Here is a 19627-nt window from a genome sequence, read left to right as displayed (position 1 = left end):
AGGCGTTCGTCGTTCGAAAAGTCAAGTAATTGACTTTTCGTCTGCCAGCCAGACCACTCCTCACCTCCCCGTGTAGTGACGGGGAGAAGGGAGAAGCTCCGGCGCTGACGCCTCCCTCTCCCCGTTCTTCACGGGGAGAGGGTAGGGGTGAGGGGCAGCGCCGACGCTGTTCAACATGGTGCTCATGAAGAAGATACTGATCCTTGGCGGCACGACAGAAGCGCGCCAATTGGCCGGAAACCTGGTGGAAGATTTCCTCGTCACCCTGTCGCTGGCCGGCCGTACCGAAAGCCCGGTCGCGCAAGGCGTGCCGGTGCGCAGCGGCGGATTTGGCGGCAGTGAAGGGTTGGCCGCCTATCTCAAGGAGACGCGAACCGATCTGCTGATCGACGCGACGCATCCCTATGCCGCGCGAATTTCCGCCAATGCGGCGCAAGCCGCGCGCCTGACCGGCGTGCCGATCCTTGCTTTGCGCCGCCCCGGCTGGGAGCCTGTCGATGGCGACCGCTGGACGCATGTCGATACGACAGGCGATGCGGTGCACGCGCTTGGATCGACGCCGCGCCGCGCCTTCCTGGCGCTCGGCCGGCAGGAGGTTGCGGCTTTCGAGGCGGCGCCGCAGCATCATTACCTTGTTCGCAGCGTCGATCCGGTCGAGCCGAAACTGGCGGTGCCGGATGCGGCCTACCTGCTGGCGCGCGGGCCGTTCCGCGAGCCGGATGAACACGCACTGCTCGAGGAGCACCGCATCGATGTCGTCGTATCCAAGAACAGCGGCGGCGAGGCCACCTACGGCAAGATCGCCGCGGCGCGGGCGCTTAGCATCGAAGTGGTCATGGTGCGCAGGCCCTTCCTGCCGGAGGTGCCGTCGGCCGAAACTGTCGAAGCATTGGCCGCGATGATCGATCATGGTCTCGACCCCGTCGCGGAGCGCGGCGTGTAGACCAGCGCCGGTTTGTCGCCGCGCTTGATGATCCGTGTTTCCGGCGAACCGATGATGATGCAGGTCGCCATGTCGGCTTTTTGCGCGTCGACATCGGCCAGCAGAAAGACCTCGATGCGCTCGTCCGGGCGGCCGGCGGCGCGGCCGAAGATGACCGGCGTGGTGCCGGGCAGGATGGCGCGCAGGCATTCGAAGGCGCGGCCGAGCTGCCAAGGGCGCGCCTTGCTGATCGGATTGTAGAGCGCGATGACGAAGCCGGCGCCGGCCGCCGCCAAAAGGCGCAGCTCGATCAGATCCCACGGTTTGAGATTATCGGACAGCGAGATGGCGCAGAAATCATGGCCGAGTGGCGCGCCGATGCGGGCGGCAACCGCCAACATGGCGGTGACGCCGGGCACGACAGTGACATCGACGGTTCGCCATTCGGCCGGGCCGGCCTCGATCGCCTCACAGACCGCGGCGGCCATGGCAAAGACGCCGGGATCGCCGCCGGAAACGACGGCGACGTCATGGCCCTCGGCAGCCCTGACCAGCGCGTCCTTGGAGCGGGCGAGTTCCTCGCGATTGTCCGAGGCGACGCGGGTTTGGTCGGTGCGAAGATCAAGCCGGTCGAGATAAGGTTTGTAGCCATAGAAGAATTTTGCCTGCGCCACGGCCCGGCTCGCCTCCGGCGTCACCTGATCGGCATTGCCTGGCCCAAGGCCGATGACGGTGAGCCGGCCGCTCATGGCTTGGCTTCCATAACGCCAGGCCGGCCGGACCAGCCGGCGACCAGCACGATGGCGAAATAAGGCGCCTTGTCGTCCGGCTTGTCGGCAAGCTTCATCGAGATGCTACCGGCCATGGTGCCGCGCTCGACATAGACGGCGCGGGCGAGCTTGCCGGTGGCCTCCAGCGCCCGCCTGATCTTGGGCAGATTGCGGCCGACCTTCATGATGACGGCGGCGTCGGTGTCGGCGAGACGGCGCGTCAGCTCGAACTCGCTCATCGTGCCGGGCAAAACCGTCAGGACATCGTCGCCCTGGACGATCGGCACGCCGGTCTGCGACCAGCAGCCCGACATGGCGGTGACGCCGGGGATGACTTCGGTCGGGAAGCGATGGGCGAGGCGGACATGCAGGTGCATGTAGGAGCCGTAGAACAGCGGGTCGCCTTCGGAGAGCACGGCGACCATGCGGCCGGCTTCGAGGTGTTCGGCGACCTTCTCGGCCGACTGCTCGTAGAAATCGGTGATCTGCGAACGGTAGTCGTCGTGATCCTTGTCGATCTCGGTGGTGACGGGATAGAGAAGCGGCAGTTCCAGCATATCCGGCCGGAAACGCGCCTCGACGATGGCGCGCGCGTTGCTGTTGTTGCCGCGCTTGGCGAAGTAGGCGACGACATCGGCCTCGGCCAAGATGCGGGCAGCCTTCAGCGTCAAGAGCTCGGGATCGCCGGGACCGGTGCCGACGCCGACGAGGCGGCCTTTTGCCAGATCTTCTTTGACAGTTGCGTTCACAGGCCGGGCCTCGCCAGCGAATTGAGCGCGGCGGCGGTCATGGCGCTGCCGCCGAGCCGGCCGCGCACGATGGCGTAGGGCACTCCATAGGAGTTTTCGGCCAGCGCATCCTTGGATTCGGCGGCACCGACGAAGCCGACCGGCATGCCGATGATGGCGGCCGGTTTCGGCGCGCCATCGCGCAGCTTTTCCAGGAGATAGAAGAGCGCTGTCGGCGCATTGCCGATGGCCACGACCGAACCGGCCATGCGTTCGCCCCAGAGGTCGATCGCGGCGGCCGAGCGGGTGTTGCCGATCTGCTTGGCGATGTCGTGCGTGCGCGGGTCGCGCAAGGTGCAGATCACCTCATTGCCGGCCGGCAGCCTGGCGCGGGTGACGCCATGCGAGACCATTTCGGCATCGCAGAAGATCGGCGCGCCGGCCGCCAAGGCGCTGCGGGCGGCGGCGACGAAATCGCTGGAGAAAACAAAATGACTTGATGCTTCGACCTGGCCGCAGGCATGGATCATGCGGATGGCAACGTCGGCCTCGGCCTCGGAAAAGCGGGACAAATCGGCCTCGGCGCGGATGATGGCAAAAGAGCGCTCATAGATGGCGTTGCCGTCATGGATGTAGTCGTAGGCGGCCATGCTTATTCCTGTCGGTAGCTTTCGGCGATTGCCGCCGGCCCGAGCCTCGTCAGGCAAGCGGCGGCGGTTTCACCTGGATATCGATCGCTGCGGACCATCGCTGCGACGCGACCGATGCCGCGCGCGGCGTCATAGCCCGGCCTGTAGCCCGCAGGAAGGGCCTTTGCCGTCGCGTTCACGACAAGTCCGGCTCCGTTTTCGCCGCCGACGATTGTTAGCGCGGCAGAGCCGGGGTGAGCGCAGCCCTTGGCGCAGCCGGAAATGTGCAGTGTGAAGTCGAGGATATCAGCGTTTTCGGCGGCGATTGTCTCGGCGATGTCGCGCGTGGCGATGCGGCCGGAGGCACACGCAGGGGTGCCGGGGCAGGCGGCGATGCGGGTGCGCGGGTCGGCGGCGGTGGTGACGAAGCCGAGCGCGGTGGCGGTGGCTTGCAGGAGGGGGTTCGCGGCTGGTGCTTGGCCGAGGAACAGCAAGGCGCGGCCGGGTGCGAGGCGGATTTCGGCGGTGCCGAGGGACAGGGCGCTTTGGGCGAGGGCGATGAGTTTTTCGGCCGGCATGCTGCCATAGGGGAGGGCTATGCCGAGAGCGGTGGTGTCGTTGGATAAGGGGAAAAGACCGATAGGCCGGCGATCCTGCACACCCCCCTCTGTCCTGCCGGACATCTCCCCCTCAAGGGGGGAGATCGGCAGCTTCGATGCCGGCTTTTCCTTAACAACACCGGAGATTAGCGAAATCATCGGTGAAAGCGTAATCTCCCCCCTTGAGGGGGAGATGTCCGGCAGGACAGAGGGGGGCGCCTCGCGCAAACTTGTCAAACATAGCCAATCGGCAAGAGATGCCAATTGCCTCTCAGACAAATCCTTTGCATGGGCGTCGCGGCCCTTCTCTGCAACCATTCGAAGAGCAGCGACAGTGATATCGCGCGCTGCATCGTCCCCAACCGTCGCAAGCAGTCTCGCGCTTTGGCCGTCAACAGCGACAGATACAGTCCACAGAACGCTAGCGCTGAATCGCACCGCCTTCAGCCTGACATCGGCCGTCACCCCATCCATCGTCAACTGCCCGCCGCCATCGACAACCACCGAAACCTTCGGCCCGAGCCTTGGCGTCAGCCCAGCTTCCTCGACCGCAGCCCTGACCCGCTCAGCCAAAGCTCGCGGATCGGCAATCTCCCGCGGATCGATGCCGGCCAGCGGCCCGGTCTCGACCGGCACGCCGGTGCGCACGGCGATGCCCAGCGCATCCACCTCCGCCGCCAGCAGCCCAGCACTTTCCGCTGTCAGGCCGCGTATCTGCAGGCTGCCTCGTGCGGTCACTTCCATGATGCCGTTGCCGTGCCGCAGGGCGGATTCGGCGAGTCGGATCAAAAGCTTGGGCGAAAGACCTCCAGCTACAGGATTAAGCCGCACCAGCAGGCCATCGCCGGTCTGCATCGGCGCCGAGAGAGCCGGACAGGCGCCGCGGCGCGAGAAGGCGTTCATACCGCGACCCCGAGCGCCTCGGCCTCGGCGATCAACGCCGCGAGATCGTCGTCGATCGAGTTGCGCAAGGGATGCCACAGCCCACGCCGGCGCGCCGACAGGAAGCGTTCGGCAATGACTTTGGCCGCCGCCGGATTTTCGCGCAGGATGAAGGCGCGAACCGTGGGATCGCCGACATAGGCATCATGCACGGCCTCGATCAGCGCCCCTGATATGGCGTGGGTGGTTTCGGCGAAGCCGATGAGGCGGTCGACGGTTTCGGCAAATTCGGAAGCGCCGCGCGGGCCATGGCGCATCTGGCCGGCGATGAAACGGGCATTGACGGCGCGCGCCCGCACAACCCGCGACACAGCCTCGCCGACCGAGCGCGGCTTCGGCTTGTGCGGGTCGGTGGTGTCGAGCACGATGACGTCGGCATTTCGGCCGAGCGTCGCAAGTGCAGCCGAAAAGCCGCCGATGAAGGCGACGTCGGCGGAGCCCTCGAGAATGTCGCGGCCGGGATCGTCGCCGGTGTGGACGAGCAGATCGGCCTCGGCGATGCGGGTCTCGAAAGCGCCGGGGGAGGCAATGCCTTCGCCCTCGGCGCCGCCATAGGCATGCGATGTCGCATCGAGATAGGCGCGGCCGATTTCTTCGCGCCCGACCCAGTCGCCGCTGGACAGCAGGTCCTCGACGCCGGCGCCGTAGGTGCCGGGCGAGGTGCCGAAGATGCGCGGGCCGATCTTGCCATCGGCACGGGTTCTGGCGGCGAGCGGGTTTTCCGAATCGTCCTCGTCGCGCGCGGCAACGGCGTTGGCGGCGGCGTCGATCAGCGCGATCTGGGTCGGGAACATGTCGCGGAACAGACCCGAAATCCGCCAGGTGACATCGACGCGCGGGCGACCGAGCGTGGCCGGCGGCAGCACTTCGATGCCGGTGATGCGGCCGGTGGCCGAATCCCATTGCGGCCGGCAGCCCATCAGCGCCAGGCCTTGCGCGATCTCCTCGCCGCCGGTGCGCAGCGAGGCCGAGCCCCAGAGGTCGATGACCAGCGAGCGCGGCCAGTCGCCATGCGACTGCATATAGCCGCGCACGACTTCTTCTGCCGCCGCCTTTCCCAGATCGTAGGCGGTCGGCGTCGGCATGGTGCGCGGGTCGGAGGTGAACAGGTTGCGGCCGGTGGGCAGCACGTCGGAGCGGCCACGCGCCGGTGCGCCCGCCGGACCCGCCTTGATGTGACGGCCGTCGAGCGCGGCAAGAAGTGCTGCTTTCTCGGCCTCCGCGCTTTGCACGCGCATGGCGTCGGGCTCGTCGTCGGGAGCGCGGCCATAGATGTGCAGGCCGTCCTTGATGGCGAAATCCTTGAGGTCGCAGAGCCAGGCGTCGATGCGGCGCAGCGCCTCGTCGGGCGCGTCGGTTTTGGCGACGCCGGCTTCGGAGGCGAGGCCGGTCTTTTGCGCGGTGTCGACGATCAGCTTGGCCAGACGATCGCGCCGGCGGCGGTCGAGGCCGTCGGCCTGGGCGTATTCGTCGACGAGGCGCTCGAGCTTGTGCTGCTCTTCATCAAGGCCAGCAGCTGCCAGTGGTGGCGGCAGATGGCCAAGCGTGACGGCTGCTATGCGCCGCTTGGCTTGCGCCGCCTCGCCGGGATTGGAGACGATGAAGGGATAGATGACGGGCAGCGAGCCGGTGGCGATCTCGGGGAAGCAGTTTTGTGAGAGCGCAACCGTCTTGCCGGGCAGCCATTCCAGCGTGCCATGGGCGCCGACATGGATGAGAGCATGGATGCGGAGCGATTTGCGCAGCCACAGGCCGAAGGCCAGCAGATCGTGGCGCGGCGGCAGCGTCGGGTCGTGGTAATCGGCGCGCCGGTCGGCCGAGCGGCCACGGTCGGGGGCGAGAGCGACAGTGATGTTGCCGAAGGTGGCGGCGCGGAAGGGGAAGCCGCTCTTACCCTCCCCCTTGTGGGGAGGGTGGCCCGNGGGGGGGGGGGGGGGGGGTGGTGCACCGCTACCCCCACCCCGTTTCGCGCCATCCGCTTCGCGAATGTCGCGAACCGACCCTCCCCACAAGGGGGAGGGTGAAGGAGCGCCCCATGCCGCCTCGACTGCAGCCAGTGCCTCAGCCGGCAAATCCTTTGAGAAGTCCAGATACTCATCCAGCCCCAGCCCACCATCGCTCCGCTCCAACGCGTCCAGCAGCGCACGCGGCGTTTCTGGAATCCCGTCAACGCGATAGCCCTGCTCCTTCAGGTCATGCAGCATGGCCAGCACGCTGGACGGCACATCCAGGCCCACGGCATAGCCAGTGCGGCCGGGCGCACTCGGATAATCCGGAATGAGGATCGCCAACTTACGCGTCGCGCGGGGCGTCTGCTGCAACCGTGTGAACGCCGCTAGCCTGTCCGCCACTTGCGCCACGCGATCCGGTTCCGGCCGGTTGGCGAAGGCGCGGTGGCCGAGCGCCGGGTCGGTCTCGCTCTCGCCCTTGAAGGAAATCGCGCCGGCGAGGATGCGGCCGTCGAGTTCGGGCAGCACGACATGCATGGCGAGGTCGGCGGGCGCCAGGCCGCGCTGGTTGTTGTCCCAGACGTCGCGGCGGGTGGTGGCGACGATGACCTGGAAGACAGGCACGCCGGCGCGGTCGAAGAGCGTTTCGACGCCGGGTTCGGCGCCGGAAGCGAAGGCGGTTGCGGTGATGATGGCGGTGGGCTTGAGCGTGGCCAGCGCGGTTCCGACGAAGGCCAGGGAGGTCGGGTCTTTGAGGCTGGAGACGAAGATCGGGATCGGTCTCATGCCGCGCTGGCGGAGTGCATCAAAGAGGGCATCGATTGGCGCGACATCGGCGGCCAGCAGCATCGAGCGGTAGAATAGGATGGGGATGATGGGAAGGTTGATGTTGTCTGCGCCGAGTTCCCGCCCACCCCCCTCTGTCCTGCCGGACATCTCCCCCGCAAGGGGGGAGATTGATCTGTCGTCAACGATTTCGCCAATCTTAGATGACCCAGACAGCTTCCTGTTCAACGGGGCCGAAGAGGAGCCGGCTTTGGTGACGGCTGATCTCCCCCCTTGAGGGGGAGATGTCCGGCAGGACAGAGGGGGGTGTGACGGAACGCCGACATCGGCAAATTCGACCACGCCGCAGCCAGGCTCATAAAACCCGGCTTTCGGCACGCTGACCGGCTCAGCCGCCGCCGCATCCTGCCCAGCCAACCCCGCCAGCCGCTGCATCAGCGCTGCCATATTCTCCGGCCCGCCCTCGCGGAAATAGCCCAGCAGGCCGTCCAGCTCCGCGCGGGGCAGCGTCGAGGCTTCGATCAGCCTGAGATCCTCGTCGTGGCTCTCGCCCGGCAGCAGCGCCAGCTTGATGCCGTTCGCACGGGCAGTCGCGGCAAGCTGGTCGCAGCCATAGCGCCACCAGTCGTAGCCGCCGAGGATGCGCACCAAAATCACCTTGGCGTGGCGGGCGACGCTGTCGATCCAGAGGTCCACGGACATGGGATGGCGCAGGTCGCGCAGCGCCGCCAGCCGCATCGACGGCAGGCGGGCGGCATCGGCCTTCCACGCCGCCGCGAGGCCGGCGAGGTCGCTGTCGGTGAAGGACAGCGCCACGATATCCGCCGGCGTCTGCCCGAGATCGACGGGCTCGGCGAGATCGTCGAGCGAGGCGGATGTGGTGGTGAGTATATGCATTTCGGCTCGTGGTTTGGATCAGCCGGCGAGTATACGCTCGATCGCCGGGCGGTTCAGTCCTTTCAGGCCAATGACGACAAGACGCGAGCGGCGGTCGTCCTCAGCCGCCCAGGCGCGGTCATAGTAATGATTGACGCGCGGGCCGACGGCCTGCAGCAAAAGCCGCATCGGCTTGCCGCCGACATCGACGAAGCCTTTTACACGCAACACGTTTTCCTGTTCGGCGGCGGTGGCGACGCGCTTGGCCAGGTCGTCGGGATTGGCGATCGAGGGGATGTCGACGATGAAGGTGTCGAAATCGTCATGCTCATGATCGAAAGCGCCGTCGTGATGCGACTTGCGGTTCTCGATGTCGTCTTCGACGGTGAGACCGAGGCCAAGCAGCACCGACGGGTCGACCTTGCCATGCGCAGTCGGCACGATTTTTACCGCGCGGGCGGAATGTTCATTGATGATGGCGTTGGCGCGGGCCGAACCGGGGGCGTCCATCAGATCGCTCTTCGACAGGATGATCAAATCGGCGCAGGCGATCTGGTCCTCGAACACTTCTTCGACAGGATCGTCATGGTCGAGCGTCTCGTCCTGAGCGCGCTGTGCCTGCAAAGCGTCCATGTCGTTGGCGACGCGGCCTTCGGCCAGCGCCGGGCCGTCTACCACGGCGATGACACCGTCGACGGTTACCCGGCTCTTCACGCTCGGCCACTGGAACGCCTGGACCAGCGGCTTGGGCAGAGCCAGGCCCGAGGTCTCGATCAGGATGTGGTCAACCTTCGGTGTCAGCGCGAGGATCTTGTCGAGGGCGGGCACGAAATCGTCGGCGACTGTACAGCAGATGCAGCCATTGGCCAGTTCGACGATGTTTTCCTCGGGGCAGGTGTCGATGCCGCAGCCTTTCAGGATTTCCCCGTCGATGCCGATGTCGCCGAACTCGTTGACGATGATGGCGATGCGCTTGCCGCCGGCATTTTCCAGGAGATGGCGGACCAGCGTCGTCTTGCCGGCGCCGAGGAAGCCTGTAACGACAGTGCAGGGAACACGGGAGAGGTTGGCGGCCGGGTTTGAAGCGTTCATCGTCAGTCCTTCAGCATGTCGAGGGGTGGGATGCGGGCAACGAGGCCGCGCTTGAGGCTATCGGGCCGGCCGCGCCACGGGATGAGGCCGTCGGCCGAAGTCGCGAAGAGCTTTGCGCCGGTAACGAGGTCGGCGCCGCTGGTTGCGGTCAGATCGCCGAAGACATAGCTCCAGCAGCCATCGCGCAGGATCGCGGCGCTGAGGCGGCGCTTGCAATTGCCGAGACATTCGGCGGTGCGGACCCGGATATCGCCGGCAGCGGCGCGGCCTGTGTCCTCAGCCAGCAATTCGCCGGCGCGCGGATGGGCGTCGGAACCGGTCTCATCGCGGCAGGAGGCGCAGACGATGACGGTCACGCCGGTCAGGGCGTCGTTGTCGCCGGACGCAATGTCCGTTGTGCCAGCCGAAAAACTGCTGTTCTGGTCCAAAAACCGTGCTCCTTGCCCGGAAACCCGCCAGGCGATCGGATACTTTGTCTCAGACGGCAGGTCTCCTGGCTCGCGAGTCATTGCCTTGGTTAGCCGCCTTCCCGGTGTTACCCAGTGGCTTTCGGCCTTGGCTCTTCGCTTACAGTTGCGGGGACAGCCGCGGATTTGGGATTTTTTCGTCCCGCACCGCATTCCCTCTTGGCCCTTGCCGTTGCGGGCAGGGGACCGTCTGGAGCGGATTTAGGCTTTTGCAGGCAGCGGTGTCAACGCACGGCTACGACATGGCGATGTCGGCAGGGGCTGTCATGTCCCGGCTTCCGGCAGTGCCAGGATGACCTGTCGGATAGCTTGATAGCCATCGCTATAGTCCCAGTCATGACCGACAGCCAGATTCTGTCCCTCATGCCAAACCGCGTTGTCCAGAAGGACTTCGGCACTAATCAGCGTGCCCTTCAAGCCTGCCAGAAAGGTCCGGACAAAATGGCTTCCGGGGGGTACCGAAGCTGTGAACAGCTTTTCCAGCTTGGCATAGAATGCTGGATAGCCTGGTGTCAGCGAGCATAGCTCGGTTGTGGCCTGGGAAATGACCGGGCCGCTATAGATTTTCCAGCGGGCATCTTTTCGCCAGATCTTCCAACTGGCGCTGCTTCGCTGCCAAAGCTCTATTTCGGCCTGCATGTTCTCGCAGACGTGATCGGCCAGTCCCTCAATGGCCACATGGAAAACACCACGGAGAAACTTTTCAAACGCCTGGTTCAGTTCCTGTTCGCGCGTGTCGCCGAAGCCAGCAAAGGATTCAATGACCGGCTGAACATCAAGCAGCGGAGAAAAAATGTAGATTTCCAGGACCAGCCGGTCAGAACTCGTCTCGAACACCTCAGCCTCAAACCGAAGCTGCTTCGATTGGAGCATGACGTCCCTATCTCTGCGGACTGCATCTATTCCATGCGCAATGAGGGCGCCATGGATCATGTCGAGCACTTTGTCCGATGCCATTGCACAACCTACGAGGCTTATTGAGGCGTCTATGACAGACGCTGCAAGGGTTGGCCATCTCTCTCGCTAGCCAATGCCGGCCCCAGATTGCCGGCCGGCGTCACTTCGATGCGCTCAAGGCCAAGCCAGCCCTGCATCTCCTTTAGTTCCTCGAAAAGCTGTGCGGTGGTCTCAGGCGGTGCGCCTGCTTCGGCATAGGCGGCGTGGACGCGTAAGACACTCGCAGGCCGGTCGGCCTTGAGGTCGACGCGGGCGACGATCTTGTCGCCGAGCAAGAAAGGCAGCACGTAATAGCCATATTGCCGCTTGTCGGCCGGAGTGTAGATCTCGATGCGGTAGCNCGAAGAGACGCTCGGTGCGCGCGCGCTCGAAGACCACCGGATCGAAGGGGGCCAGCAAGGCGCGGGCCTCGATCTTTCGCGGCAGGCGGGCGTCCCTATAGAGGTAAGCCGGCTTGTCCCAACCTTCGACGTTTACCGGCAGCAACTCGCCCATCTCGACCAGTTCCTCCAACCGGCCCTTCATGTCGGCCGGCGACAAGCGGAAATAATCGCGCAGGTCACCCGACGTCGCGATGCCGTGGGCGCGGGCAGAAATGCGCAGCAATTCGCGGTGCGCGTCCTCGGCGGTCGGCACCGGCAGATCGAGGATCGCCTGCGGCAGCACGCGCTCGGGCAGGTCATAGAAGCGTTCGAAGCCACGGCGGTGCGCCGTGGTGATGCGTCCGGCCCAGAAGAGCCATTCGAAGGCGTGCTTGGCGTGGCTCCAGCCCCACCAGCCGCCCGAACCTTTCTGGCCTTCCAGTGCCGAAGCGGCAATCGGGCCGCGCTCGGCGACCGCGCGGTAGATCTCTTCGATATAGGCGGCGTGCTCGCGGCCCCATTTGGCGAGGCCGAGATACATTTCGTCGCCTTGCTCGGCCCGCTGCATGCGCCAGCGCATCAGCGGGTAGGTCTCGACCGGCAGGAACGAGGCCTCATGCGCCCAGTATTCGAACACCGTGCGTTTGCGGGTGATGGCCGCATTGTCGAGCAAAGCCAGCGGGTAGGGGCCAAGCCGCGAATAGAGCGGCATATAGTGGGCGCGCACCACCGCGCTGACGGAATCGATCTGCAGCAAGCCGGTGCGCGACAGCACGCGGGCGAGGTGGCGGCGATCGGGCGTGCCGACCGGGCGGGGATCGAGAAATCCTTGCGCGGCGAGCGCGATGCGCCTGGCCGCGGGGAGTGAGATTTTGTCCTTCGTCAAAGTGTCTTGCCTCGAACCATTTTCCCGACTTTAGCCGGCGATTCCGGTCATGCTAGCAGGCAAATGGCGGGAGATGTGTCAGGAGACAAAAGTGGAGTGAAAGATGAAGGAAATCAAACAGGAGGAGATCGGACCAGTTTTTCCCGGCCTGCCGTCCAGCACTGTCTTTTGAACAAGGTTTGACTTGCTTCGCTGAAAGCCGTGCGCTAACCCTCGCCGCGTTGCAGCAAAGGCACCTAAAACGGTTCAGCGGTTAAACTGTCGCGCTTCCGCATTAGGGTTGGTTGCTGTAATCAAAGTGGATTGGCCGCCAACGGAAAGCCGAGCATGAACGTACTCCTCAGTTCATACCTGCCCATCGTCCTCTTCATCGCCGTGGCCGCAGTTGTAGGCCTGGCGCTTATCATCGCGCCGTTCCTGGTGGCTTATCGCAATCCCGATCCGGAGAAGCTTTCCGCCTACGAGTGCGGGTTCAACTCGTTCGACGATGCCCGGATGAAATTCGACATCCGCTTCTACCTGGTGTCGATCCTGTTCATCATCTTCGATCTGGAAGTGGCCTTCCTGTTTCCGTGGGCGGTGTCGTTCTCGAAGATCGGCATGCTCGGTTTCTGGTCGATGATGGTGTTTTTGGCGGTGCTGACCATCGGCTTTGCCTATGAGTGGAAAAAAGGAGCGCTGGAATGGGATTGAACGACAGTTCCGGAACGCTCGTCGCGCCGAAGCCCAAAGGCCTGATCGACCCCAATACCGGACGTCCGGTCGGTTCCGACGATCCGTTCTTCCTCGAGATCAACAATGAACTGGCCGACAAGGGTTTTCTGGTCACCTCGACCGAGGCGCTGATCACCTGGGCACGCAGCGGCTCGCTGATGTTCATGACCTTCGGTCTCGCCTGCTGTGCCGTCGAGATGATCCACACCTCGATGCCGCGCTATGATTCGGAGCGGTTTGGCGTGGCTCCTCGCGCGTCGCCGCGCCAGTCGGACATAATGATCGTGGCGGGAACGCTGACCAACAAGATGGCCCCCGCTTTGCGCAAGGTCTACGACCAGATGCCGGAGCCGCGCTACGTCATCTCGATGGGCTCCTGCGCCAATGGCGGCGGCTATTATCACTATTCCTATTCGGTGGTGCGCGGCTGCGACCGCATCGTGCCGGTCGACATCTATGTGCCCGGCTGCCCGCCGAGCGCCGAAGCGCTGCTCTACGGCATTCTTCTCCTGCAGAAGAAGATCCGCCGCACCGGCACGATCGAACGGTAGACCCATGGCCGCATCCCTGAGCGAACTGTCGACCTATCTCGGCGAAAAGCTGCCGGGCCGCGTCACCGATGCGGTGCTTGCCTATGGCGAACTGACGATCTCGGTTGCTACAGACAATCTGATCGAGGTGACAAGCTTCCTGCGTGACAATTCGGGCTGCCAGTTCATTTCGATCATCGATATCTGCGGCGCCGACTACCCGTCGCGCGTCAAGCGTTTCGATGTCGTCTATCATTTGCTTTCGCCGAAGCAGAATTTGCGCATCCGCATCAAGGTGCAGGCCGACGAAGAGACGCTGGTGCCGTCGCTCACCGCTGTCTATCCCGGCGCCGACTGGTATGAGCGCGAGGCCTACGATCTCTATGGCGTGCTGTTCTCCGGCCATCCGGACCTGCGCCGCATCCTCACGGACTACGGTTTCGAGGGCCATCCCCTGCGCAAGGACTTCCCGCTGACCGGTTTCGTCGAGGTGCGCTACGACGACGAAGCCAAGCGCGTGATCTACGAGCCGGTGGAATTGAAGCAGGAATTCAGGAACTTCGATTTTCTCTCGCCATGGGAAGGGACGGACTACGTCCTGCCGGGCGATGAGAAGGCGAAACAGTGAGTAGGAAGTAGTGAGTAGTCAGTAGCAAAAGATTTGGAGCAACGGATCGAATCTTATCGCGACTTGAAGGTGTGGCAATCGGCGATGACGCTTGCTGAGGATTGCTACCGTTTCACCAAAGAGTTTCCGAGGGATGAGATTTACGGCATGACCTCTCAGATGCGCCGATCGGCGGTTTCGGTCGCAGCGAACGTCGCGGAGGGATACGGTCGGGAGAACAGAGGGTCGTTCGTTCAATTTTTGCGCATGGCGCAAGGCTCGTTGAAGGAACTGGAGACACACATACTGCTGGCATGTCGGGTTGGCCTGCTGCGAAAAGACAATGAGATTGAGCTGCCGCTGCGATGCGAAGAGATTGGAAAAATGATGAGATCTCTTATCCGAACGGTGCAGGCCAAGCAGGCGGAATGAAGCAGGCATTGAGATTGATGATCACTACTCACTACTCACTACTGACTCTTCGCCAGAGGCGCCAGAATGGCTGAAACCTCCGTCCGCAACTTTAACATCAACTTCGGACCGCAGCACCCTGCGGCGCACGGTGTTTTGCGTCTTGTGCTGGAGCTTGACGGCGAGGTGGTCGACCGCGTCGATCCGCATATCGGCTTGCTGCATCGCGGCACCGAAAAGCTGATCGAGCACAAAACCTATCTGCAGGCAGTGCCCTATCTCGACCGGCTCGACTATTGCGCACCGATGAACCAGGAGCATGCCTTCGCGCTCGCCACCGAGCGGTTGCTCGGCATCGAAGTGCCGAAGCGCGGCCAGTTGATCCGCGTGCTCTATTCCGAGCTCAGCCGCATCATGTCGCACATCCTCAATGTGACGACGCAGGCGCTGGATATCGGCGCGCTGACGCCGCCGCTGTGGGGTTTCGTCGAACGCGAAAAGCTGATGGTGTTTTATGAGCGCGCTTCCGGTTCGCGCATGCATGCGGCCTATTTCCGTCCCGGCGGCGTGCACCAGGATCTGCCGGCGAAGCTGGTCGAGGACATCGGCAAGTGGATCGACCCGTTCCTGAAGTCGCTTGACGACCTCGACAGGCTGCTTACCGGCAACCGCATCTTCAAGCAACGCAATGTCGATATCGGTATCGTGTCGCTTGCCGACGCCTGGGCCTGGGGCTTTTCCGGCGTCATGGTGCGCGGCTCGGGTGCGGCCTGGGATTTGCGCAAGTCGCAGCCTTATGAATGCTATTCCGAGATGGATTTCGACATCCCGATCGGCAAGAACGGCGACTGCTACGACCGTTATCTCGTGCGCATGGAAGAGATGCGCCAGTCGGCGAAAATCATGCGCCAGTGCGTCGACCTTCTGCTCGGCAAGGAGAGCACCGGGCCGGTGTCGAACCTCGACGGCAAGGTGGTGCCGCCGAAGCGCCAGGCGATGAAGCGCTCGATGGAAGCGCTGATCCATCATTTCAAGCTCTACACCGAGGGCTATCGCGTGCCGGCCGGCGAGGTCTATGCTGCCGTCGAGGCGCCGAAGGGCGAGTTCGGTGTCTATCTCGTCTCCGACGGCACCAACAAGCCCTATCGCTGCAAGCTGCGCGCGCCCGGCTTCGCGCATCTGCAAGCCATGGATTTCCTCTGCCGCGGCCACATGCTGGCCGACGTCACTGCCGTCCTGGGTTCCCTCGATATCGTCTTCGGGGAGGTTGATCGGTGATGGCGGCAGCCAATCCTACAGTGCGCTCTCAGGTCGGTGTTCGAGGGAATGCCGACGCTGCCCTACCGCGGTGGCGCGAATTGGCAAAAGCCATGCTGCCGGTCGAGTTCGCAGAGGCTTCTTACAACTCGACTCAGCACTGTTCGATCTATGACTTCTTTTTTACCCTGCTACCCAAGACGCGCCTTGCCCACCGCGACAATGACGTCGACAAGCTGGGTAGAATGCACGGGTTCGCCCAATGGGCTGCCGTTCACCCGAACAAACAGATTTGGAATGCGGCTGGTGTCGCTTTTTACGAGCACTTGTTCGACGATGACATCGACGCTGATGCGGTCATGGCATGGATCTCGCCTCAAGTAAGGCAAACTGTTCTGGGGCTGTGGCAATACATGTTGCCCGCAGAGCGATTTGCGAGTGTTGCTCGATCTGCCGAACGCATTCCGTTTTCTCATCAGAAAGAATGTGAAACCGCAATAGCTCTCGTAGCAGAGCAGGGGCCCGATCGCTAAATGTCAGTCCGCCGTCTCGCAGAAGCAAGCGTCCAGCCAGCCTCCTTCGCCTTCAACCGGGCGAATGCGGCGGTTGCGAAGCAATGGATCAAGAAATATCCGAAGGGCCGCGAGCAGTCGGCGATCATTCCCTTGCTGATGATTGCGCAGGAGCAGGAAGGCTGGGTCACCAAGGCGGCGATCGAGACGATTTCGGACATGCTCGGCATGCCGCGCATTCGCGGCCTCGAAGTCGCGACCTTCTACACGCAGTACCAGCTCAATCCGGTCGGCACGCGCGCACATATCCAGGTCTGCGGCACCACGCCCTGCATGCTGCGCGGCTCGGAAGCGCTGATGGATGTGTGCCGCTCGAAAATCCATCACGACCAATTCCACACCAACGACAAGGGCACACTGTCGTGGGAGGAAGTCGAATGCCTCGGCGCCTGCGTCAACGCGCCGATGGTGATGGTCTTCAAGGATACGTTCGAGGATCTCACCCCCGAGCGGCTGGCCGAAATCATCGATCTTTACGATGCGGGCAAGGGCGCCTCGGTTCCCACGGGACCGCAAAACGGCAGAACCGGCTCGGAGCCGGCGCCTGGCCTGACGACGCTGAAGAGCGAAAAGGCGATCCTCAAAGCAACGCGCGACAAGGAAGCCAGGGCGGCGAGCAAGGCTGCCCACGCGGCGCCCGACGCAATCATTGCGGCGCCTGTTCCGGCTCCTGCCGCTCCTGCAGCGGCCGCCCCGGTCGCGCCATCCAACGCCGGCAAACCGAAAACCGATGCGCCGGAAACCAGCTCGGCGTTGAAGTCGCCCTCCAGGGCCAAGGTTGCACCGGCGGCGGAAAAAGCGGCGAGCGTCCCGGCGCCCCTGCATTCGGCCGCCAACGCCAACACCGCGGCGCCTGAAGTCGAGAAGGTCGCCAAGCAGCGTAATGGCCCGAAGACCACCTCCACGCCGGCAGCTGCCTTCATCGCTCCGGAATTCAAGGCGCCAGCGGCCAACGCCCCGGTGGCCCCGACCGTCAAGGCGCCGACAGCCAGACCCGCAAAGCCGTCGCTCGAGGACAAGAACCGTCCGGCCGGAATCGACAGGCCGGCTGCGGTCGACGATCTCAAGCTGATCTCGGGCATTGGCCCGAAGATCGAGGGCATCCTTCATTCGCTTGGCATCTTCACCTTCACACAGGTCGCATCCTGGAATAAGGCCGAGCGCGACTGGGTGGATGGATATCTCGCTTTCCAGGGCCGCATCGAGCGCGACGACTGGGGCAAGCAGGCCAAGGCGCTCGCCAAGGGCGGCGTCGCCGAATACATCCGCGTCTTCGGCAAGGAGCCACGTTGATGGCTGAAGCGCAAAGCACCGGATCTTTGCTGTCGCTGCGCAGCATTGTCATCGGCGTTGTCTGCATCGCTGCTGCCAACATCCTTCTGGAGGGGCTTCGGCGCCTCGTCGAATTGCCGTTTTCGGATACCCTGGAATCGATGGCCGCGACCGGCATAGGCGTGCTGGTGTGGGTCTCGATCGTCTTGCGGGGAAAGAGGTAAGTCATGCTGGCTGACAAAGACCGCATCTTCAACAACATCTACGGGCTCTTCGACAAGTCACTGGCCGGCGCGATGGCGCGCGGCGCCTGGGACAACACGCCCGGCATCATCGCCAAGGGGCGAGAGTGGATCGTCAATGAGATGAAGGCGTCCGGCCTGCGCGGCCGTGGCGGCGCCGGCTTCCCGACCGGGCTGAAATGGTCGTTCATGCCCAAGCAGAGCGATGGAAGGCCGAGTTATCTCGTTGTCAACGCCGACGAGTCCGAGCCCGGCACGTGCAAGGACCGCGATATCCTGCGCAACGATCCGCACACCCTGGTCGAGGGCTCGTTCATCGCCGGCTTCGCCATGGGCGCGGTCGCCGCCTACATCTATGTGCGCGGCGAGTTCATCCGTGAGCGCGAGGCGCTGCAGCGCGCCATCGACGAGGCCTACGAGGCCAGGCTGATCGGCAAGAACAACACGTCCGGATACGATTTCGACATCTACATGCATCACGGCGCCGGCGCCTATATATGTGGCGAGGAAACAGCACTTCTCGAAAGCCTCGAAGGCAAGAAGGGCCAGCCCCGGCTGAAGCCGCCATTCCCAGCCAATGTCGGCTTGTACGGTTGTCCGACTACCGTGAACAATGTCGAGTCAATCGCGGTCGCGCCGACCATTTTGCGCCGTGGCGCCGCCTGGTTCTCGTCCTTCGGCCGCCCCAACAATGTCGGCACCAAGCTGTTTTGCATCTCGGGCCATGTCAACAATCCGTGCACCGTCGAAGAGGCGATGTCGATCCCGTTCCGCGAGCTGATCGAGACGCATTGCGGTGGCATTCGCGGCGGCTGGGACAATCTCCTCGCGGTCATTCCGGGCGGCGCTTCGGTGCCGCTGGTGCCGGCCGAGCAGATCATCGATGCGCCGATGGATTTCGATGCTTTGCGCGACCTGAAATCCGGCCTCGGCACGGCGGCTGTCATCGTCATGGACAAATCGACCGATATCGTGAAGGCGATCGCCAGGCTTTCCTATTTCTACAAGCATGAGAGCTGCGGCCAGTGCACGCCATGCCGCGAAGGCACCGGCTGGATGTGGCGGGTGATGGAGCGGCTGGTGCGCGGCGAGGCGCAGAAGCGCGAGATCGACATGCTGCTCGACGTCACCAAACAGGTGGAGGGTCATACGATCTGCGCGCTGGGCGATGCCGCGGCATGGCCGATCCAGGGCCTGATGCGGCATTTCCGCGGCGAGGTGGAGCGGCGCATCGACGAGTTTTCGCGCAACGCGCACCGGGCCGAACCGGTGATGGTGGCGGCTGAGTAGATTTGAAATACGGGCGCAAGCCCGGGACTGACACAGCGGGGCGGGGCAAGCGAAGAAACGACCAGGAGATGTCTATGGCGCAGTATTCGAACCCTTTGATGCCCAATTTGGACCAGCTTGAAAAGATGAACCAGGATTTGACCAGGATGATGCCGAAGGAGATGGCCAGCGCCGTCAACCTTCTCGCGCATCCTGTCGCTGGTGCCGCCGCGATGTCGGCGCTGGGCTTCGGCCTTGCCAACCATGCATTTGGCGTGTGGCTCGGCGCCTTGTCGGGTGCTGCCGAGGCATCGCAGCGGATTTTCCAGCCGATCATCGACGATTTCGAGCAGCGCACCCAAGAGTTCTCCGAGACCGCGCCGGCCACCAAGGCGCGCGCGGCGACCAGAACCCTGATCGCCGAGGCGCAGAGTTTTGCCCAGGATGTGACCGATATTGCCGCTCGCACCGTCGATGCCGAGCCGGAGAAGACCGATGCCGTCGCCGAAGGCGCGACGATCGGATTGATGCCGGAGGATTTCAGACAGCCCAAGGCCATGGCGCGTCCGGCCAAGCCGTCGGATCTCAAGGCGATCACCGGCGTTGGGCCGAAGCTGGAAAAGGTGCTGAACGGCCTCGGCATCTGGACCTTTGCCCAGATCGCGGCGTGGACGCCGGAAGAGATCGCCTGGGTCGAGGACTACCTGTCGCTCACCGGCCGCATCGGCCGCGACGAGTGGACCCGCCAGGCCGCGGCGCTGACGCTGGCTGCCAAGGCGAAGAAGTAG

The 19627-nt window shown here is 63.8% G+C and carries 19 protein-coding genes, 1 pseudogene and 1 riboswitch; of the genes and pseudogenes, 11 read left to right on the top strand and 9 right to left on the bottom strand.

Annotated elements, in window-relative coordinates; genetic code table 11:
• The first annotated feature begins 184 nt into the window (after nt 1-184).
• Entirely contained in the window at nt 185-943 is a 759-nt protein-coding gene (locus X750_RS158185) for a cobalt-precorrin-6A reductase (protein WP_032904389.1), read from the top strand.
• Here the strand turns inward: X750_RS158185 and X750_RS158190 are convergent.
• The 9 genes and pseudogenes from X750_RS158190 to X750_RS01000000162695 all read right to left on the bottom strand — a co-directional run bounded on the left by X750_RS158190 (nt 907) and on the right by X750_RS01000000162695 (nt 11965).
• Entirely contained in the window at nt 907-1671 is a 765-nt protein-coding gene (locus tag X750_RS158190; protein WP_023731243.1) for a precorrin-3B C(17)-methyltransferase, read from the bottom strand. The two genes, X750_RS158185 and X750_RS158190, sit on opposite strands and share 37 nt — an antisense overlap.
• Nucleotides 1668-2441 (bottom strand): precorrin-2 C(20)-methyltransferase, encoded by a 774-nt coding sequence (locus X750_RS158195; RefSeq protein WP_031242627.1) that lies wholly within the window; start codon nt 2439-2441, stop codon nt 1668-1670. The genes X750_RS158190 and X750_RS158195 overlap by 4 nt, the downstream gene beginning before the upstream one ends.
• Nucleotides 2438-3070 (bottom strand): precorrin-8X methylmutase, encoded by a 633-nt coding sequence (locus X750_RS158200; RefSeq protein WP_023746866.1) that lies wholly within the window; start codon nt 3068-3070, stop codon nt 2438-2440. Before X750_RS158200 ends, X750_RS158195 begins: the two co-directional genes overlap by 4 nt.
• 2 nt (nt 3071-3072) lie before the next feature.
• On the bottom strand, nt 3073-4551 hold the full coding sequence (cobG, locus tag X750_RS158205; protein WP_023746865.1) for a precorrin-3B synthase: 1479 nt from the start codon (nt 4549-4551) through the stop codon (nt 3073-3075).
• Nucleotides 4548-8222: a cobaltochelatase subunit CobN gene (cobN, locus tag X750_RS158210; protein ID WP_023746864.1), complete on the bottom strand. Its 3675-nt coding sequence runs from the start codon at nt 8220-8222 to the stop codon at nt 4548-4550. The genes cobG and cobN overlap by 4 nt, the downstream gene beginning before the upstream one ends.
• 18 nt (nt 8223-8240) lie before the next feature.
• The gene (gene cobW / locus X750_RS158215; RefSeq protein ID WP_023685190.1) at nt 8241-9293 is read right to left on the bottom strand and encodes a cobalamin biosynthesis protein CobW; all 1053 of its coding nucleotides are present in this window, start codon (nt 9291-9293) and stop codon (nt 8241-8243) included.
• 2 nt (nt 9294-9295) lie between these two features.
• The gene (locus tag X750_RS158220) at nt 9296-9721 is read right to left on the bottom strand and encodes a DUF1636 family protein (RefSeq protein ID WP_023685191.1); all 426 of its coding nucleotides are present in this window, start codon (nt 9719-9721) and stop codon (nt 9296-9298) included.
• A gap of 37 nt (nt 9722-9758) precedes the next feature.
• A riboswitch (cobalamin riboswitch) is annotated at nt 9759-9966 on the bottom strand.
• A 58-nt stretch (nt 9967-10024) separates the two neighbouring features.
• Nucleotides 10025-10717 (bottom strand): DUF6348 family protein, encoded by a 693-nt coding sequence (locus X750_RS158225; protein WP_023690307.1) that lies wholly within the window; start codon nt 10715-10717, stop codon nt 10025-10027.
• Nucleotides 10718-10746: 29 nt separating this feature from the next.
• Nucleotides 10747-11965, bottom strand: a pseudogene (locus X750_RS01000000162695) (winged helix-turn-helix domain-containing protein).
• A 327-nt stretch (nt 11966-12292) separates the two neighbouring features.
• Between X750_RS01000000162695 and X750_RS158230 the strand changes: the two are divergent.
• The 10 genes from X750_RS158230 to X750_RS158270 all read left to right on the top strand — a co-directional run bounded on the left by X750_RS158230 (nt 12293) and on the right by X750_RS158270 (nt 19627).
• The gene (locus tag X750_RS158230; protein WP_023670825.1) at nt 12293-12658 is read left to right on the top strand and encodes an NADH-quinone oxidoreductase subunit A; all 366 of its coding nucleotides are present in this window, start codon (nt 12293-12295) and stop codon (nt 12656-12658) included.
• Nucleotides 12649-13230: an NADH-quinone oxidoreductase subunit B gene (locus tag X750_RS158235; protein ID WP_023670824.1), complete on the top strand. Its 582-nt coding sequence runs from the start codon at nt 12649-12651 to the stop codon at nt 13228-13230. Before X750_RS158230 ends, X750_RS158235 begins: the two co-directional genes overlap by 10 nt.
• A 4-nt stretch (nt 13231-13234) precedes the next feature.
• A complete protein-coding gene (locus X750_RS158240; protein ID WP_023685194.1) occupies nt 13235-13837 on the top strand; it encodes an NADH-quinone oxidoreductase subunit C in 603 nt (200 codons plus the stop codon).
• Nucleotides 13838-13870: 33 nt separating this feature from the next.
• Nucleotides 13871-14248 carry a four helix bundle protein gene (locus tag X750_RS158245; protein WP_031196361.1) on the top strand — a complete coding sequence of 126 codons (378 nt, stop codon included), beginning with the start codon at nt 13871-13873 and terminating at the stop codon, nt 14246-14248.
• A 66-nt stretch (nt 14249-14314) separates the two neighbouring features.
• A complete protein-coding gene (locus X750_RS158250) occupies nt 14315-15505 on the top strand; it encodes an NADH-quinone oxidoreductase subunit D (RefSeq protein ID WP_023685196.1) in 1191 nt (396 codons plus the stop codon).
• Nucleotides 15505-16017, top strand: a complete 513-nt coding sequence (locus tag X750_RS1000000163620) for a hypothetical protein (protein WP_023700376.1) — start codon at nt 15505-15507, stop codon at nt 16015-16017. The genes X750_RS158250 and X750_RS1000000163620 overlap by 1 nt, the downstream gene beginning before the upstream one ends.
• Nucleotides 16018-17349, top strand: coding sequence for an NADH-quinone oxidoreductase subunit E (locus tag X750_RS158255; RefSeq protein ID WP_023670821.1), 1332 nt, complete (start codon nt 16018-16020; stop codon nt 17347-17349). It abuts the gene before it with no gap.
• A complete protein-coding gene (locus tag X750_RS158260; protein ID WP_023670820.1) occupies nt 17349-17552 on the top strand; it encodes a hypothetical protein in 204 nt (67 codons plus the stop codon). The genes X750_RS158255 and X750_RS158260 overlap by 1 nt, the downstream gene beginning before the upstream one ends.
• Nucleotides 17553-17555: 3 nt before the next feature.
• Complete coding sequence (nuoF, locus tag X750_RS158265) at nt 17556-18860, top strand: NADH-quinone oxidoreductase subunit NuoF (protein ID WP_023670819.1); 1305 nt, start codon at nt 17556-17558, stop codon at nt 18858-18860.
• A gap of 74 nt (nt 18861-18934) precedes the next feature.
• The gene (locus tag X750_RS158270) at nt 18935-19627 is read left to right on the top strand and encodes an NADH-ubiquinone dehydrogenase subunit (RefSeq protein ID WP_023685199.1); all 693 of its coding nucleotides are present in this window, start codon (nt 18935-18937) and stop codon (nt 19625-19627) included.

The organism is Mesorhizobium sp. LNJC391B00 (assembly GCF_000502535.1).
In the GTDB taxonomy this organism is placed as follows: domain Bacteria; phylum Pseudomonadota; class Alphaproteobacteria; order Rhizobiales; family Rhizobiaceae; genus Mesorhizobium.
Note: the sequence above shows the minus strand (reverse complement) of the source record. Positions and strands in the feature narration are given on the sequence as shown.